Here is a 14912-nt window from a genome sequence, read left to right as displayed (position 1 = left end):
GCGCCGACAGTACGACCTGGAGTGCACTCCAGGTCAAATCTTCGTCCTCGCAAAAAATAACACCGTTGCGATACGCTCTGTGCATGGCACGGCCACGCACGCACGACGAAGCGCTCCGGCTCAAGCTCCTCGACCGAGCCGGCGAGCTCATCGCGGCCGACGGGCCGAAGGCCCTTTCCCTGCGCAAGCTGGCCGCCGACGCCGGGACGTCGACCACCGCCGTGTACTCGCTCTTCGGCAGCAAACCCGACCTGGTCAACGCCCTCTACACCGAGGGTTTCCGCCGTTTCGGCGCCCGGATGGCCGGGACGCCGCTGACCGGTGACGCCGTCGAGGACCTCGTCGCGCTCGGCACCGCCTACCGCACGAGCGCGCTGGCCGACCCGAACCTCTACGGGATCATGTTCACCAGGTCGGTGCCCGGGTTCGAGCCGAACGAAGACGCCGAGGAGCTCGCCCGCGAAACGCTCAAGCCCCTGGAGCGGATCATCCGCCGAGCCGTCGCCGACGGCGTCTTCCTCGACGTCCCGCCGGAGACGATCGCGGTCGGCTGCTGGGCCATCGTGCACGGCTTGGTCTCCCTGGAGCTGACCGGCAACCTGCCGGAGGAGTTCGACGTCACGACGTCGTACGAGGCCGCCCTGCGCGCGAACGCCTCCGGCTGGCTGCGGACTCAGAACAGCGGCAGCATCCCGTCGTAGACGACCGTGCCGCGGGCGTCCCACGCCTTGACGTGCCCCTTCGCGTCCGGCTTGAGCCGGCCGACCGGCAGCCAGACGGCGAACATCCCGTCGGTGACCAGCGTGTCGGCGCCGTTCCCGCCGCCGTAGTCGACGATCACCTGGGTCGCGGTCGACGGCACCACCGCCGCGAACGGCGTCCGCGGCCGGTCCTGGCCGCCGCCTTCGGTCGCCCCCAGCGTGTCGACGACGAGGCTGCGCGCGGGCACCGCCGGTCCGGTGTAGCGGTCCGGGTAGGCGTGTGACCGCGGTCCCGCGGGCCCCGGTTCCGTCGTGCACGCGACGACCCGGTCACCCAGGCGGCCGAGCACGATCCGGTAGCCCCGCTCGGCCAGCGACGGCCCGGCCCGGTAGGCCGGGGCGTCCGCGACGACCTCCTCCGCGGCGGCCAGGCACTCGCCCAGCGCCCGGCCCGCGGCCGACGTCCGCTCGGCGTCGGCCGGGCGGTCCGTGACCGAAAGCAGGGGCGGCGGCGCCTCCGGCAGGCGGAACATCGGCTGCTCGCCCGGCCCGTCCCCGATGGCCAGTTCCACCTTCGCCGGGACCGTGCCGGTGAACGCGACGAACTGGCGGCTGGCCGGCGAGAAGTCCAGGCCCGACGCGCTCGACGAGCCACCCGCCGACTTCGTGGCGAGGTTCGCCTGCGGCCAGGCCGGGTCGACGACCCCGGCCGCCAGCCCGGTCGCGCTGTGCAGCAGCAGCCCGGACCGGCTACCGGGGGCGTACGCGGGCGCGGCCGCCGGATCGGACAGGGTCACCGTCGTCTCGGTGACCTCGCAGAACATCGGCTTCCCGGCGGCGGTGGCCGCGACGACCGAGTCGGTGCCGAACGTGTCCGTGAACAGGGGCACCCAGTCGGCGCGGTCCGCCACGCGGCCGGTCTTCCCCGCCGTCCGCACGGCCGCCCAGCAGCGGTCGAGGGCCGAGGTCGCCAATTTCGCGTCGAGGGTCAGGCCGGTGTTCGTCGTCGCGGGCGGCGCTTCGACGGGCGTCCGCAACTGCCGCGTCACGACGACCGCGCCCGCGGCCAGGACGAGCACGGCGGCCGCGGCGGCGTACCAGACGTGCCTGCTCCGCCGGGGTTTCGCGATGCCCTGACGGACCTCGGCACGCAGCCGGTCACGGACGTCGTCCGGCAGGACGCGCCGGGGCGGGAGATCTCGCAGGCTCATTTTTCCTCCAGCAGCGTGCGCAGCCGGGCGCGGGCCCGGGACAGGTGGGCGCGGACGGTGACCTCGGCGACGGACAGCAGCGCCGCGGCGTCGGCGGCACTCAGGTCGCCGAGCAGGCAGAGCTCGACGACCTCCCGCTGCGCCCTCGGCAGCGTCCGGACGGCGGCGACGACCTCGCCCAGCCGCTGCTCGCTGTCGAGCCGCTCGGCGACGGCGTCGGCGTGGTCGGACACCACCGGCGCGTCCGGGATCTTCCGCAGCAGGCGCAGCCGCCGTTTCGCGCCGCGGTGTTCGTCGCGGGCCGCGTTGCCGGCGACGGTGTAGAGCCACGGCAGCGCGCTGTCGCGCACCAGCGTCACGTCGGCGCGACGGCGCCAGGCGATGAGGAAGGTGTGCGAGGTGAGGTCCTCGGCCGCGGCCCACGAGCCGGTCAGCCGGTAGGCGTGGTTCCAGACGGCCTCGGCGTGCCGCTCGAAGAGCTCACCGAAGGCGGCTTCGTCGCCCTCGGCCGCCTGCTCCCACAGATCCCGGTCGCCCACCGGCGTCCCCGTCGCTTGGTTGGTCACACCCCTTCGTGGCCGGCATCGGCCGGCTTGTTGCGCAGCGCGTCCGGCAGGTCGAGCTCCTCGTGTTCGCCGCCCGCGAAGTCGGCGCCCGCGTCGAAGGCCGTGCGGGAGAACTGGAACACCCCGCCCGAGCGGATCCGGGTGAAGGTGGCGTCCCGGGCGAAGTGTGCGTAGGAGAAGAAGGCGCCTTCGTCGAAGACCGACCGGTCGAAGTTCGCGATGTCGGTGAATTCGGCGCCGTAGAACCCCGCCCGGCGGGTGAAGCGCGAGCCGCGGACGTGGACCGCGCCGACGAACCGGGCGCGGCTGAAGTCCGCGGCGGCCAGGGTGCAGCCGCTCAGCCGGAAGTCGACCAGGACGGCCCGCTGCAGGTCGACCGACATCCCCGGCCAGAACCCCGGCTCGTCGTGGCTCAGGTGGGTCTTGAGCAGGTCCTGCGCGGCCAGCCGGACCAGCAGTTCGGGGTCGGTGTCCTCGCCGAGTTCCGCGCCGGTCCGGCCGCGGAGGCCGGTTTCCGGGCTCTTGAACGGCATCCGCAGGTAGGAGCACAGCACGTTGACGATCGTCTGGCGTTGTTTCGGGTTGTCCTGCCCGAGCCGTTCGAGCGCGTACAGCCCGCCGAGCCGGACGGGGGCCTTGTCGCTGCCGAGCTGCTCGACGGACTTCGTGTACAGCTCGGTGACCCGGCGTTCCGCCAGGTCCACGGTCGTCTCGGCCAGCTGCAGTTCGAGCGTGCGCTGCCGGCGGGTCGCCAGCCAGAGCGCGAACGCCCCGCCGGCGCCCGCGCCGACCCCGAACGCGGTTTTGACGGCGTCGATCCGGACCGGCGCGTCCGGCCGTCCGGACCAGGTCAGGAACAGCCAGAGCAGCGACCCGGTGACGCCCGCGACCGCGACGGCGGTCACGGCGATCCACCGCCACTTCAGGACGGGCAAGGCTAGACGGCGCCGTACTGGCGGTCGCCCGCGTCACCGAGGCCCGGGACGATGAACCCCGAGTCGTTGAGGCGTTCGTCGATGCTCGCCGTGACCACCCGGACCGGCAGGCCGGTCTTTTCCAGGTGCGCCAGGCCCTCCGGGGCCGCGAGCGCGCAGATCGCGGTGACGTCGTCGGCACCGCGGTCGGTGAGCAGGCGGATCGTGTACTCCATCGAGCCGCCGGTGGCGAGCATCGGGTCGAGCACGAGGACGGGCCGGTCGGCGAGCGACTCCGGCAGCGATTCGAGGTAGGGGGTCGGCTTGAGCGTCTCCTCGTCGCGCGCGAGGCCGACGAACCCCATCTGCGCGTCCGGGATCAGCTTGTGCGCCTGGTCGGCCATGCCCAGGCCGGCCCGCAGCACCGGGACGAGCAGGGGAGGCTTGGCCAGGCGGAAGCCGTCCGTGCGGGCGACCGGCGTGTGGATCTTCTCGATCTTGACGGGCACGTCCCGCGTGGCTTCGTAGACCAGCATGACGGTCAGCTCGTGCAGCGCGGCCCGGAACGCGGCGCTGTCGGTGCGCGCGTCGCGCATCGTGGAGAGCCGGGCCTTCGCGAGGGGGTGGTCGACGACGTGCACATCCATGCGGGTCAATCTAGCCGGTGGGCGGTTCGGCGTCCCTTCTCAGTTCGTAGAGGTTGACGGCCTCGAAGAAGTGCCCGACGACCGGGGCCAGCTTGTCGCCGGGCCACTCGGGCAGGTCGCGGGAGTACTCCCCCGGCTCGATCGCGACGGTCAGCTTCCAGTTCGCGTAGACGCCGTTGAGCGTCCACGTCTGGTGCAGGACCTTGTGTTTCTTGAGCATGCCCAACCCTGGTTTCTTGCCACGGACGCACGCAACTGATCGACCGGGTGAGCGATCTTCCTTGCCGCGCTGGCAAGCGGAGAAGGTGTGCGCATGGCCAAGAACAAGCGGGTGTCGGTGCGGCAGCGAAGGGTCTCGGCGGAGCTCCGGACGTTGCGGGTGGCGGCGGGCCTGACCTGCCTGGACGTGGCGACGGCTTTGGACTGTTCGGAGAGCAAGATCAGCCGGATGGAGACGGGCGACCGCGGGTTGTACGCGGACGACGTGTCGGCGATCTTGGGGCTGTTGCGCGTGCCGGCGGCGAAGCGGAGTGAGCTGTTGGCGCTGGTCAGGGAGGGCGAGGAGCGCAACTGGCACGAGATCCATGGCAAGTTGCCGCCGAACTGGAAGGAGCTCATGCGCTTCGAGAGCGAGGCCACCTCCATCCAGAACTACGAACCGATGCTGGTCCCCGGCCTCGCGCAGGTACCGGACTACTCGCGCGCGATCATCCGAGGCACCAGCCCTCGGCTGACCGATTCCGAGGTCGATGCACTGGTGGCTTCGCGGATGGCCCGGCAAGTCATCTTCAGCCGCCGCCCCGCGCCGGTGATCCATCTGCTGATCGATGAAACCGTCCTCATCCGACCGGTGTGCGCTCCCGACATCATGCGCGCACAGCTGCATCATCTGCGCGGCCTGAGCGAGCGCAGCAACGTAACGGTTCAGGTGGTGCCTTTCTCGGTATCTGCACATCCCGGCCTGGATGGTCCGTTCGCGATTCTCGACTTCGGCTCGGCCCCGCCGGTCGCCTACATGGACAGCTGCAGCACGAGCAGTTTTCTCGAGGAAGAGGAGCACATCGCCAGTGCTAGGGTCGCCTGGCGCGGCATTCATGCCGTCGCCATGTCACCCGACGAATCGATCGGGCGCATCGCCAGGGCCATTGGCGACTGGACCGCCCACTAGGAGCACGAACGATGATCGCCGAGGGCACCTGGCGAAAGAGCAGCTACAGCGGCAGCCAGGCGAACTGCGTGGAAGTCGTCGCATGGGGCAAGAGCAGCTACAGCACCAACGATTCCAACTGCGTCGAGGTGTCCTCCACTTCCACCACCGTCGGCGTGCGGGACACCAAGGATCGCGAGGGCGGCCACCTCACCATCCCCGCCCCCGCGTGGATCGCCTTCGTCAACGCTGCCGGGCGAACCAGCTGACCCAGCGTCGCTGCCAGGGCGTCTCGACCGCCCGTTCGTGGTAGTGCTCGCGCACCCACGCCACCGCCTCCCCCGCCGGCACCCCCGAGAGCGTCGCCAGGCAGGCCATGACCGTCCCGGTCCGGCCCGCACCGCCGTAGCAGGCGACCTCGACCGTCTCCGTCTTCGCCCGTTCGTGGAGCGCGATGATCTGCCGGCGCGCTTCCGCAGGCCTGACCGGCAGCAGGAAGTCCGGCCACGTCACCCACTCGTGTGGCCACGTAATACCCCCGCCGTGCTTGCGGCGCAGCCGGCTCGTCCCCAGGTAGAGGCCGAAGCCGGGGTCGGGACCGTCGGGGCGCGGGCGGCCCAGCCCCCGCCCCTGGACGCGGGTGCCGTCCGGGAATTCCACCATCGGGTCAGTGTCCTCCGGAAGATGGACACGTAGGGTGGTTTTCGCCGATAAGCTACGCCGGGTGAGCGAGTTGACGCCCGACCAGATGCGGGCTTCGGACGCGGACCGTGAACGCGTCGCCCAGGTGCTGCACAACGCCCTCGCGGAGGGGCGTATCACGGTCAACGAGCTGGAAGAGCGGCTCACGACGGTCTACGCGGCGAAAACCCTCGGCGAGCTGAAGCCGGTGACGGCCGACCTCCCCTCTTCGTCCGCGGCGATCGAGCCGGCCACGACCCGCGCCCTCGGCTTCCCGGACCAGCGCATCGGCGGCCACCCGGGCTCCCCGGTGTCGATCGGCGTGCTGTCGGGCGCGGTCCGCAAGGGCAGCTGGGTCCTCCCACCCCAGCACAACAGCCTGGCCTTCTGGGGCGGCGCGGAGATCGACCTCCGCCAGGCCCGTTTCGCGGACAAGCACAGCACGATCACGGCGGTCGCGATCATGGGCGGCATCCAGATCACGGTCCCGGACGACATCAACGTGGACGTCACGGGCATCGGCCTGATGGGCGGTTTCGTCCTGGAGGACAAGTCGGGCGCACCACCCGCACCCCCGACCGCCCCCACGGTGAAGATCAACGGCCTGGCCTTCTGGGGCGGCGTCGTCGTGTACCGGAAGCCGTCGAAACGAACCGAGCCACCGCAGATCGAAGGGTCCTGACCACGGCTTTGTGACGCGTTCTGCACTCAGCGTCACACCCAACGGGGGCTCGCACTGTCGGACCCGCCGCCTAGACTCAGCGGCATGACAGCCACGACCAGCACGTCAGCGGCGCCGGCCACCCCGGCACCGCTGGTGGACGCGACTCGCGATGACGCGAGCCTGCGCCGCTTCCTGCTCGGGCTGCCCGGTGTCGACCAGGTCGGCGTCGAGCAGCGCGCGGCGGGCCTCGGCACGCGCAGCATCAAGAAGGACGCCAAGCGGTGGGCCATCGACACCGCCATCTCCATGGTCGACCTGACCACGCTGGAGGGCGCCGACACCCAGGGCAAGGTCCGGGCGCTCGCCGCGAAGGCCGTCCGGCCCGATCCCGAGCGGCAGGACACCCCGCGCGTCGCCGCCGTCTGCGTGTACCCGGACATGGTCGCCACCGCCGTCGAAGCGCTCAAGGGCAGCGGTGTGCACGTCGCGAGCGTCGCCACCGGCTTTCCCGCCGGGCGCACGAGCCGCGAGATCAAGCTGGCCGACACCAAGATCGCCGTCGACGCGGGCGCGCACGAAGTCGACATGGTGATCGACCGCGGCGCTTTCCTCGAAGGCCGGTACATGGCCGTCTTCGAAGAGATCAGCGCGATCAAAGCCGCCTGCGGGGACGCCCACCTGAAGGTCATCCTCGAGACCGGCGAGCTGGCGACCTACGACAACGTGCGGCGCGCGTCGTGGCTGGCGCTGCTGGCCGGCGGGGACTTCATCAAGACGTCCACCGGCAAGGTCTCCCCCGCCGCGACGCTGCCGGTCACGCACATCATGCTGCAGGCGGTCCACGACTGGCACGTCCAGACCGGCGAGCTGCGCGGTGTCAAACCCGCGGGCGGCATCCGGACGACGAAGGACGCGATCAAGTACCTGGTCGCGGTGCACGAGGTCGCCGGCGAGGCGTGGCTGACCCCGGACCTGTTCCGCTTCGGCGCGTCCAGCCTGCTCAACGACCTGCTGCTGCAGCGCCGCACCCAGGTGGACGGCCACTACAGCGGCCCCGACTACGTGACGGTGGACTGATGCCCGTTTTCGAATACGCGCCGGCGCCGGAATCCCGGGCCATCGCGAACCTGAAGGACTCGTACAAGCCGTTCGTCAACGGCGAATTCGTCGACGGCTCGGGTGAGCCGCTCAAGACGATCAACCCGGCCACCGAAGAGGTCCTCGCCGAGGTCGGCACCGCGTCGAAGTCCGATGTGGACACCGCGGTGAAGGCCGCGCGCAAGGCTTATACGAGTGTCTGGTCGAAGATGCCGGGTACCGAGCGCGCGAAGTACCTCTTCCGCATCGCGCGGCTCATCCAGGAGCGTTCGCGCGAGCTGGCCGTGCTGGAGAGCCTGGACAACGGCAAGCCGATCAAGGAATCGCGCGACTCCGACGTCCCGACGGCGGCCGCGCACTTCTTCTACCACGCGGGCTGGGCCGACAAGCTGGAGTACGCGGGCTACGGGCCCAACCCGCGTCCGCTGGGCGTCGCGGGCCAGATCATCCCGTGGAACTTCCCGCTGCTGATGCTGGCCTGGAAGATCGCCCCGGCGCTGGCGACCGGCAACACCGTGGTCCTCAAGCCGGCCGAGACCACGCCGCTGACCGCGCTGGTCTTCGCCGAGATCTGCCAGCAGGCCGAGCTGCCGCCGGGCGTGGTGAACATCCTGCCGGGCGCGGGTGACATCGGCGCGTCCATCGTGGAGCACGCCGACGTCGACAAGATCGCCTTCACCGGCTCGACCGAGGTCGGCAAGGCGATCCAGCGCCAGGTCGCGGGCACGCCGAAGAAGCTGACCCTGGAGCTGGGCGGCAAGGCGGCGAACATCGTCTTCGAGGACGCGCCGCTCGACCAGGCCGTCGAAGGGATCGTCAACGGCATCTTCTTCAACCAGGGCCACGTCTGCTGCGCGGGTTCGCGCCTGCTGGTCCAGGAATCCATCGCCGAAGAGGTGCTGGAGAAGCTGCGCTATCGGGTGTCCACCCTGCGCCTCGGCGACCCCCTCGACAAGAACACCGACATCGGCGCGATCAACTCCGCCGAACAGCTGGCCAAGATCCGCGGGCTCGTCGAAGCCGGGGACGCCGAAGGCGCGCAGCGCTGGACCAGCCCGTGCCCGGTGCCGGAGCGCGGGTTCTTCTTCGCGCCGACGGTGTTCGCGAACGTCCACCAGTCGATGCGGATCGCGCGCGAGGAGATCTTCGGCCCGGTGCTGTCGGTGCTGACGTTCCGCACGCCGGACGAGGCCGTCGCGAAGGCGAACAACACGCCGTACGGGCTGTCGGCGGGCATCTGGACCGAAAAGGGCTCCCGGATCCTGTGGATGGCGAACCAGCTGCGCGCCGGCGTGGTCTGGGCCAACACCTTCAACCGCTTCGACCCCGCCGCCCCGTTCGGCGGCTACCAGGAATCCGGCTTCGGGCGCGAAGGCGGCCGCACCGGGCTGGAGGCGTACCTGAATGTCTGACCGGATTTCCGTCGCGAAGACGTACAAGCTGTACCTCGGCGGCAAGTTCCCCCGTTCGGAGTCCGGCCGGGTGTACCCGGTGACGGACAGCAAGGGCAAGTTCCTGGCGAACGCGGCCCACGCGTCCCGCAAGGACGTCCGCGACGCGGTGGTGGCCGCGCGCAAGGCGTTCCCGGGCTGGTCCGCGGCCACGGCGTACAACCGCGGCCAGGTCCTCTACCGCGTGGCCGAGGTCCTGGAGGGCCGCCGCGACCAGTTCATCGCGGAGGTGTCCTCGTCGGAGGGCCTGGCGACGAAGAAGGCCGAGTCCACAGTGGACGCCGCGATCGACCGCTGGGTCTGGTACGCGGGCTGGACGGACAAGATCGCCACGGTCCTCGGCGCGGCGAACCCGGTGGCGGGCCCGTACTTCTCGTTCACGGTCCCGGAGCCGACGGGCGTGGTGGGCGTCCTGGCGCCGCAGTCGTCGTCGCTGCTGGGCCTGGTCGAGGTGCTGGCCCCGGTCCTGGCGACGGGCTCGACGGCGGTGGTGGTCTCCAGCGCGGAGCGCCCGCTGCCGGCGATCACGCTGTCGGAGGTCCTGGCCACGTCGGACGTCCCGGGCGGGGTGGCGAACATCCTGACCGGACGGGCCGCGGAGCTGGGCCCGTGGCTGGCTTCGCACGGAGACGTCAACGCGCTCGACCCGACGGGAGCGGCCCCGGCGGACCGCGTCGAGCTGGCGCGCGAAGCGGCGAACACGGTGAAGCGGGTCCTGACGGTCCCGGAGGCGGAGCCGGACTGGACGGCAGCCCCGGACCTGACCCGGTTGCGGCGGTACCTGGAGGCGAAGACGGTCTGGCACCCGCTGGGCGTCTGAGCTGACAGCGGCCGTCACCCCTCGGGGTGGCGGCCGCTAGCTCTTCTTCAGCTCCTCGGCGAGCATCACGATGATGCCGCTGGGGCCGCGGACGTAGGTGAGCTTGTAGACGTCCTCGTACGTCGCCACGCCGCGAAGCGGGTGGCAGCCGTGCCTCGCGGCGATTTCGAGGGCCTCGTCGATGTCGTCGACGGAGAAGGCCACGCGGTGCATGCCGATCTCGTTGGGGCGCGTGGGCGCCGTCTCGATCGCTTCGGGGTGGATGTACTCGAAGAGCTCGAGGCAACCTTGGCCGTCGGGCGTCCGGAGCATGGCGATCCTGGCGTGGTTGCCGTCAAGGCCGACGGCCGTGTCGGTCCACTCGCCACTGACCGTGTCCCGGCCGAGGAGCGTGAGACCCAGGTCGGTGAAAAAGGCGATCGTCGCTTCGAGATCGCGAACGGCGATGCCGACGTTCTCCAGTTTGATGACCATGCGCGGCATCGTACCGAGGCGTCGCGCTAGCTCATCGTCACCGAGAAGTCCGACAGCGTGAACCGCGCCTTGCCCCCACCCGTGGAGCAGAACTCGATCCCGTAGCCGATCTGGTTGATCGTCGGGTTCGCCGGGATCAGGCCCTTGCCGATCGCCCAGCCGATCATCGCCTTCAGGTCCACGCTTCCCGAATACTGGGTCGCGCGGGACACGAACGCCACGTACCCCTCGTCGTCCGCCCAGACGTCGTACGTCGAGCCGCCGGCGGTGTACGTCGACAGCTTGTCGCCCGCCGGGACCTGCTTGCTGTTCTCCGTCCACACCATCAGCTCGCTGACGCCCTTGCCGTCGCCCACGCCGTTGAGCCACAGGTCGTACGCCACGTCGTAGACGCCGGTGCCCGGACCGCGGCCGGCGAACGTCGATTTGATCACCGAATAGTCGTTGACCGGCTTTCCCTTTTGGTCGTTGATGTCCTTGTGCACGTTCGGATAGGTTTTCACCGACGTCGACGCCGGTTGGGTGGAATCGACGTACCAGTTGTCGTACGCGCACGCCCGCAACGTTTCCGGGCCCGCCTCCCCGGCGTTCCACATGTTGTTGTGGACGTAGTACCCGCCGTCGGACCAGCCGCCGTCGGGGTCGCTCGTGGTGAACTCCGGGGTGCGGCAGCCCCGCACCGGCGTGGCCGACGGCGGCACCGGAGCCGACGAAGGCGCAGGTCGCGACGACGACGTCGAAGGTGTAGGCGCAGACGACGAAGAAGCAGGCGGTGCCGAAGACGACGACGGAGTCAGCGGAGCCGGCGCGACCGCCGCCACGCCGTCGACCGGCTTGCCGCCACACCCGGCGACCACCGGGAAGGAAATCGCCAACAACACGGCCAGCATTCTTCGTCGCATTTTCCCGCCCGCAGCTGCAATTCCGGCAGAACGAGGCGGAACCCTAACACGAAAAACCGCGGATTCAGTCCGGGTCGAGGTCGCCGGAGGTGATCGGGCGTCCGGGCAGCGCCGAACCCGGCCGCGCGCTGAGGCCGTCGATCATGATGCCGACGCACCGCCGCGCCGCCATCTCGGCCACCTCCGGGGACTTCGCGCGCATCTGGCGCAGCAGCGTCGCGAACAGGATCGCGATGTCACCGGCGCCGACGTCGTCGCGGAGCTTGCCCTCGGCCTTCGCGCCGTCGACGAAGCCGTCGAGCACCGACAGGATCTCGTCGCGCAGCCGGCGGACCTCCGGGTCGCTCTTGAGGATCACCAGCGCCCGGTGCGACACCATCGCCAGCTGCACGCTCAGCTGCAGCTCCACCGACTGCCGCAGCAGCCGCTCGAGCGCGCGCCACGACGACGTCTCCTCCTCGGCGATCACGCGCGCGTCGATCAGCACCCGCTCGAAGTTGTCCATGGCGACCGCGCGGACCAGCGCGTCGCGGTCCGGGAACCGGCGGTAGAGCGTGCCGACGCCGACGCCGGCCGCGCGGGCGATCTCCTCCATCGGCACCTCGGGACCGGACATGGCGAAGATGTTCTTCGCGGCGGCGAGGATCTGGTCGCGGTTGCGCCGCGCGTCCGCCCGCAGGGTGGTCTCGGGGTCTGCCGTCATGCCGTTCGCCTTCCGCTGAATCGCGCGGGGTGATTCTCGCACGGCCAGCGGGCCACGCACTGCCTCCTCAACCGGGTAGCGGGCACCTAGTGGACGATGTCCTTCCGCTTCGGTACCTTGGACCAGAGAACCGGAATGTAATCCTCCGCATACTTTCCGTCCGATTTAGGGGGTCCGAAATGACTGAATTGGCTGAGCCCGCGACGCGGGACGAGACCTTCCCGCTGACCCGCAGCTGCCCGTTTGCCCCGCCGCCGGCGTACGAGGAGCTGCGCGAAGCCGGTCCCGTCCAGCGCGTCCGGCTGCAGTCGGGCCAGGAGGCGTGGGCGGTGACGCGGCTCGAGGACGTACGGCAGATGCTGACCGACCCGCGGTTCAGCTCCGACCGGTTCAACCCCGGCTTCCCGGTCCTGTTCAAGTCGGGGCGGCCGCAGCGGCGGAGCAACTTCACCCCGTCGTTGATCAACATGGACCCGCCGGAGCACGGCCCGGCCCGGCGCGAGGTCGTCGGCGAGTTCACCGTCAAGCGCATGAAGGCCCTGCAGCCGCGGATCCAGCAGATCGTCGACGAGCACATCGACGCGATCCTGGCCGGGCCCAAGCCGGCCGACCTGGTTTCGGCGCTGTCGCTGCCGGTGCCGTCGCTGGTGATCTGCGAGCTGCTCGGCGTCCCCTACGCCGACCACGACTTCTTCCAGGTGCGCAGCTCGACGCTGCTCAACCGGGAGGTGGACCCGGAGGCCCGGCTCAAGGCCGTCGACGAGCTGCAGGAGTACCTCGACCGGCTGGTCAGCGCCAAGGAAGCCGACCCGACCGACGACCTGCTCGGCCGCCAGGTCCTCAAGCAGCGCGAGGAGCACGGCGAGGTCGCGCACGACGAGCTCGTCTCGATGGCGTTCCTGCTGCTCATCGCCGGGCACGAGACGACGGCGAACATGATCTCCCTCGGCACCGTCGCGCTGCTGGAGAACCCGGACCAGCTCGCCCTCATCAAGGACGACCCCGGCAAGACCCTGGACGCCGTCGAGGAGCTGCTGCGGTACTTCACCATCGCCGAGTTCGCGACCTCGCGCGTCGCCACCGAAGACGTCGAGATCGGCGGACAGCTGATCCGCGAAGGCGAGGGCGTCCTGGGGCTGAGCTACTCCGGCAACCGCGACGAAGCGGCGTTCGAGAACGCCGACGAGCTCGACCTCGAGCGCGGCGCGCGCCACCACGTCGCCTTCGGCTTCGGGCCGCACCAGTGCCTCGGCCAGAACCTCGCCCGGATGGAGCTGCAGATCGTCTTCGACACGCTGTTCCGCCGCATCCCGGAGCTCAAGCTGGCCGCGCCGGTCGACCAGCTGCCGTTCAAGCACGATTCGTCGATCTTCGGCCTCTACTGCCTGCCCGTGACCTGGTGAAGGGGACGTCATGACGACCGTCGAAGAGCGCGAATTCCCGATGACCCGCACGTGCCCGTTCGCGCCGCCGCCGGCGTACGAGGAGATCCGCGAGGGCGAGCCCGTCTCGCGGGTCCGGCTGCCCGACGGCGGCCACGCCTGGGCGGTCACTCGGCACGAGGACGTCCGGACCGTGCTGAACGACCGGCGGTTCAGCGCCGACCGGCAGCACCCGGACTTCCCGCAGCTGGTCAAGGGCGGGTTCCGGCGCAAGGGCGACGAGCGCACCATGATCACCATGGACGCGCCCGAGCACGGCCCGGCCCGCAAGGCCGTGCTCGGCGAGTTCACCGTGCGCCGGATGGAGGCGCTGCGGCCGCGGATCCAGGAGATCGTCGACGCCCGGATCGACGCGCTGCTGGCCGGCCCGAAGCCCGGTGACCTGGTGGAGGCGCTGTCGCTGCCGGTGCCGTCGCTGGTCATCTGCGAGATGCTCGGCGTCCCGTACACCGACCACGACTTCTTCCAGACCCACACCGCGAAGCTGATCAAGCGGTCGACCAGCGCCGAGGACCGGCGGGCGGCGTTCGACACGATCCGCGGGTACATGGCCGACCTGATCGGCGAGAAGGAGGCGAACCCGCCGGACGACCTGCTCGGCCGGCAGATCGTCAAGCTGCGCGAAGAGGGCACCTACCGGCGCGAGTCGCTGGCCGCGACGGGGTTCCTGCTGCTGGTCGCGGGGCACGAGACGACGGCGAACATGATCTCGCTGTCCACCGTGGCCTTCCTGCGCAACCCGGAGCAGCTCGCGGTGATCAGGGCCGACCCGGGCAAGACGCTCGACGCCGTCGAAGAGATGCTGCGGTACTGGACGATCGTCGACGCGGCCACCGCACGCCTGTGCGTCGAGGACATCGAGGTCGGCGGGCAGCTGATCCGCGCCGGCGAGGGCGTCCTGGCCCTGGGGTACTCGGCGAACCGCGACCCACGCGCGTTCGACGCCCCGGACACCCTGGACATCGAACGCGGCGCGCGCCACCACGTGGCGTTCGGGTTCGGTCCCCACCAGTGCCTCGGCCAGAACCTGGCCCGGATGGAACTGCAGATCGTCTTCGACACCCTGTTCCGCCGCGTGCCCTCGCTGGCACTGGCCGCATCGGTGGACGACCTCCCGTTCAAGGACGACGCGAACATCTACGGCCTGTACCGGCTGCCGGTGACCTGGTAGAGACGAACTGCCACCCACCACAGGGAGAGAAGGACCATGAAGATCATCGCGGACACCGGCAAGTGCGTCGGCGCCGGTCAGTGCGTACTCACCGAGCCGGCCCTGTTCGACCAGAGCGAGGACGACGGCACGGTCATCGTGCTCGATGACCAGCCCGAGGGCGAGCTGGTCGAGAAGGCCCGCGAAGCGGTGCACGTCTGCCCCAGCCAGGCCCTTTCCCTCCAGCGCACGAGTGATGCCTCCCTGATCACGGGTGATGCCCCGCTGATCACGCGTGATGCCCCTCGGGTCACGCGTGATGCCTGGAGGCGCTCGTCAGT

General features: G+C 70.3%; 18 protein-coding genes and 1 pseudogene. 10 read left to right on the top strand and 9 right to left on the bottom strand.

All coding sequences use genetic code 11. From position 1 onward, the window contains the following. Positions 1-83 precede the first annotated feature (83 nt). The gene (locus tag ABZW17_RS30265; RefSeq protein WP_354821729.1) at positions 84-701 is read left to right on the top strand and encodes a TetR/AcrR family transcriptional regulator; all 618 of its coding nucleotides are present in this window, start codon (positions 84-86) and stop codon (positions 699-701) included. Here the strand turns inward: ABZW17_RS30265 and ABZW17_RS30260 are convergent. From ABZW17_RS30260 to ABZW17_RS30240, 5 genes are read right to left on the bottom strand one after another with little or no spacing between them, the layout of a single operon-like run. After that, positions 674-1912 (bottom strand): hypothetical protein, encoded by a 1239-nt coding sequence (locus ABZW17_RS30260; protein ID WP_354821726.1) that lies wholly within the window; start codon positions 1910-1912, stop codon positions 674-676. The genes ABZW17_RS30265 and ABZW17_RS30260 overlap by 28 nt on opposite strands. Then, on the bottom strand, positions 1909-2478 hold the full coding sequence (locus ABZW17_RS30255) for an RNA polymerase sigma factor (RefSeq protein ID WP_354821723.1): 570 nt from the start codon (positions 2476-2478) through the stop codon (positions 1909-1911). Before ABZW17_RS30255 ends, ABZW17_RS30260 begins: the two co-directional genes overlap by 4 nt. Beyond that, the gene (locus ABZW17_RS30250) at positions 2475-3383 is read right to left on the bottom strand and encodes a pentapeptide repeat-containing protein (RefSeq protein WP_354821720.1); all 909 of its coding nucleotides are present in this window, start codon (positions 3381-3383) and stop codon (positions 2475-2477) included. Before ABZW17_RS30250 ends, ABZW17_RS30255 begins: the two co-directional genes overlap by 4 nt. A gap of 32 nt (positions 3384-3415) precedes the next feature. Then, entirely contained in the window at positions 3416-4039 is a 624-nt protein-coding gene (gene upp / locus ABZW17_RS30245) for a uracil phosphoribosyltransferase (protein ID WP_354821717.1), read from the bottom strand. 10 nt (positions 4040-4049) lie between these two features. After that, positions 4050-4259, bottom strand: a complete 210-nt coding sequence (locus ABZW17_RS30240; RefSeq protein ID WP_354821715.1) for a hypothetical protein — start codon at positions 4257-4259, stop codon at positions 4050-4052. Between the two features lie 93 nt (positions 4260-4352). On the opposite strand from ABZW17_RS30240, the gene ABZW17_RS30235 reads away from it, so the two are divergent. Next, positions 4353-5207 carry a helix-turn-helix transcriptional regulator gene (locus tag ABZW17_RS30235; RefSeq protein WP_354821712.1) on the top strand — a complete coding sequence of 285 codons (855 nt, stop codon included), beginning with the start codon at positions 4353-4355 and terminating at the stop codon, positions 5205-5207. An 11-nt stretch (positions 5208-5218) separates the two neighbouring features. Next, complete coding sequence (locus tag ABZW17_RS30230) at positions 5219-5455, top strand: DUF397 domain-containing protein (RefSeq protein WP_354821709.1); 237 nt, start codon at positions 5219-5221, stop codon at positions 5453-5455. On the opposite strand, the gene ABZW17_RS30225 is transcribed toward ABZW17_RS30230, so the two are convergent. After that, the gene (locus tag ABZW17_RS30225; RefSeq protein WP_354821706.1) at positions 5430-5849 is read right to left on the bottom strand and encodes a protein-tyrosine phosphatase family protein; all 420 of its coding nucleotides are present in this window, start codon (positions 5847-5849) and stop codon (positions 5430-5432) included. The genes ABZW17_RS30230 and ABZW17_RS30225 overlap by 26 nt on opposite strands. 85 nt (positions 5850-5934) lie before the next feature. On the opposite strand from ABZW17_RS30225, the gene ABZW17_RS30220 reads away from it, so the two are divergent. The 4 genes from ABZW17_RS30220 (at position 5935) to ABZW17_RS30205 (ending at position 9900) form a co-directional block, all read left to right on the top strand. Beyond that, positions 5935-6549, top strand: a complete 615-nt coding sequence (locus ABZW17_RS30220) for a DUF1707 domain-containing protein (RefSeq protein ID WP_354822030.1) — start codon at positions 5935-5937, stop codon at positions 6547-6549. A gap of 84 nt (positions 6550-6633) precedes the next feature. Beyond that, a complete protein-coding gene (gene deoC, locus ABZW17_RS30215) occupies positions 6634-7608 on the top strand; it encodes a deoxyribose-phosphate aldolase (protein ID WP_354821703.1) in 975 nt (324 codons plus the stop codon). After that, positions 7608-9041, top strand: coding sequence for an aldehyde dehydrogenase family protein (locus ABZW17_RS30210; protein ID WP_354821700.1), 1434 nt, complete (start codon positions 7608-7610; stop codon positions 9039-9041). Before deoC ends, ABZW17_RS30210 begins: the two co-directional genes overlap by 1 nt. Further along, on the top strand, positions 9034-9900 hold the full coding sequence (locus ABZW17_RS30205) for an aldehyde dehydrogenase family protein (RefSeq protein WP_354821697.1): 867 nt from the start codon (positions 9034-9036) through the stop codon (positions 9898-9900). The genes ABZW17_RS30210 and ABZW17_RS30205 overlap by 8 nt, the downstream gene beginning before the upstream one ends. Before the next feature lie 36 nt (positions 9901-9936). Here the strand turns inward: ABZW17_RS30205 and ABZW17_RS30200 are convergent, their stop codons facing one another. The 3 genes from ABZW17_RS30200 to ABZW17_RS30190 all read right to left on the bottom strand — a co-directional run bounded on the left by ABZW17_RS30200 (position 9937) and on the right by ABZW17_RS30190 (position 11979). After that, positions 9937-10374, bottom strand: a complete 438-nt coding sequence (locus ABZW17_RS30200) for a VOC family protein (RefSeq protein ID WP_354821694.1) — start codon at positions 10372-10374, stop codon at positions 9937-9939. Between the two features lie 26 nt (positions 10375-10400). Then, positions 10401-11264, bottom strand: coding sequence for a hypothetical protein (locus ABZW17_RS30195; protein WP_354822027.1), 864 nt, complete (start codon positions 11262-11264; stop codon positions 10401-10403). A gap of 76 nt (positions 11265-11340) precedes the next feature. Then, positions 11341-11979, bottom strand: coding sequence for a TetR/AcrR family transcriptional regulator (locus ABZW17_RS30190; protein ID WP_003064106.1), 639 nt, complete (start codon positions 11977-11979; stop codon positions 11341-11343). Positions 11980-12158: 179 nt separating this feature from the next. Between ABZW17_RS30190 and ABZW17_RS30185 the strand changes: the two genes are divergently transcribed. The 3 genes and pseudogenes from ABZW17_RS30185 to ABZW17_RS30175 all read left to right on the top strand — a co-directional run. Continuing rightward, positions 12159-13382 carry a cytochrome P450 gene (locus tag ABZW17_RS30185; RefSeq protein WP_354821691.1) on the top strand — a complete coding sequence of 408 codons (1224 nt, stop codon included), beginning with the start codon at positions 12159-12161 and terminating at the stop codon, positions 13380-13382. A gap of 10 nt (positions 13383-13392) precedes the next feature. After that, positions 13393-14592 (top strand): cytochrome P450, encoded by a 1200-nt coding sequence (locus ABZW17_RS30180; RefSeq protein ID WP_354821688.1) that lies wholly within the window; start codon positions 13393-13395, stop codon positions 14590-14592. A gap of 36 nt (positions 14593-14628) precedes the next feature. Continuing rightward, positions 14629-14817: pseudogene (locus ABZW17_RS30175) on the top strand (ferredoxin); the annotation flags it as partial. Between the last annotated feature and the right edge of the window lie 95 nt (positions 14818-14912).

Origin of the sequence: Amycolatopsis sp. NPDC004625, from assembly GCF_040609695.1 — a bacterium.
Lineage (GTDB): Bacteria > Actinomycetota > Actinomycetes > Mycobacteriales > Pseudonocardiaceae > Amycolatopsis.
Note: the sequence above shows the minus strand (reverse complement) of the source record. Positions and strands in the feature narration are given on the sequence as shown.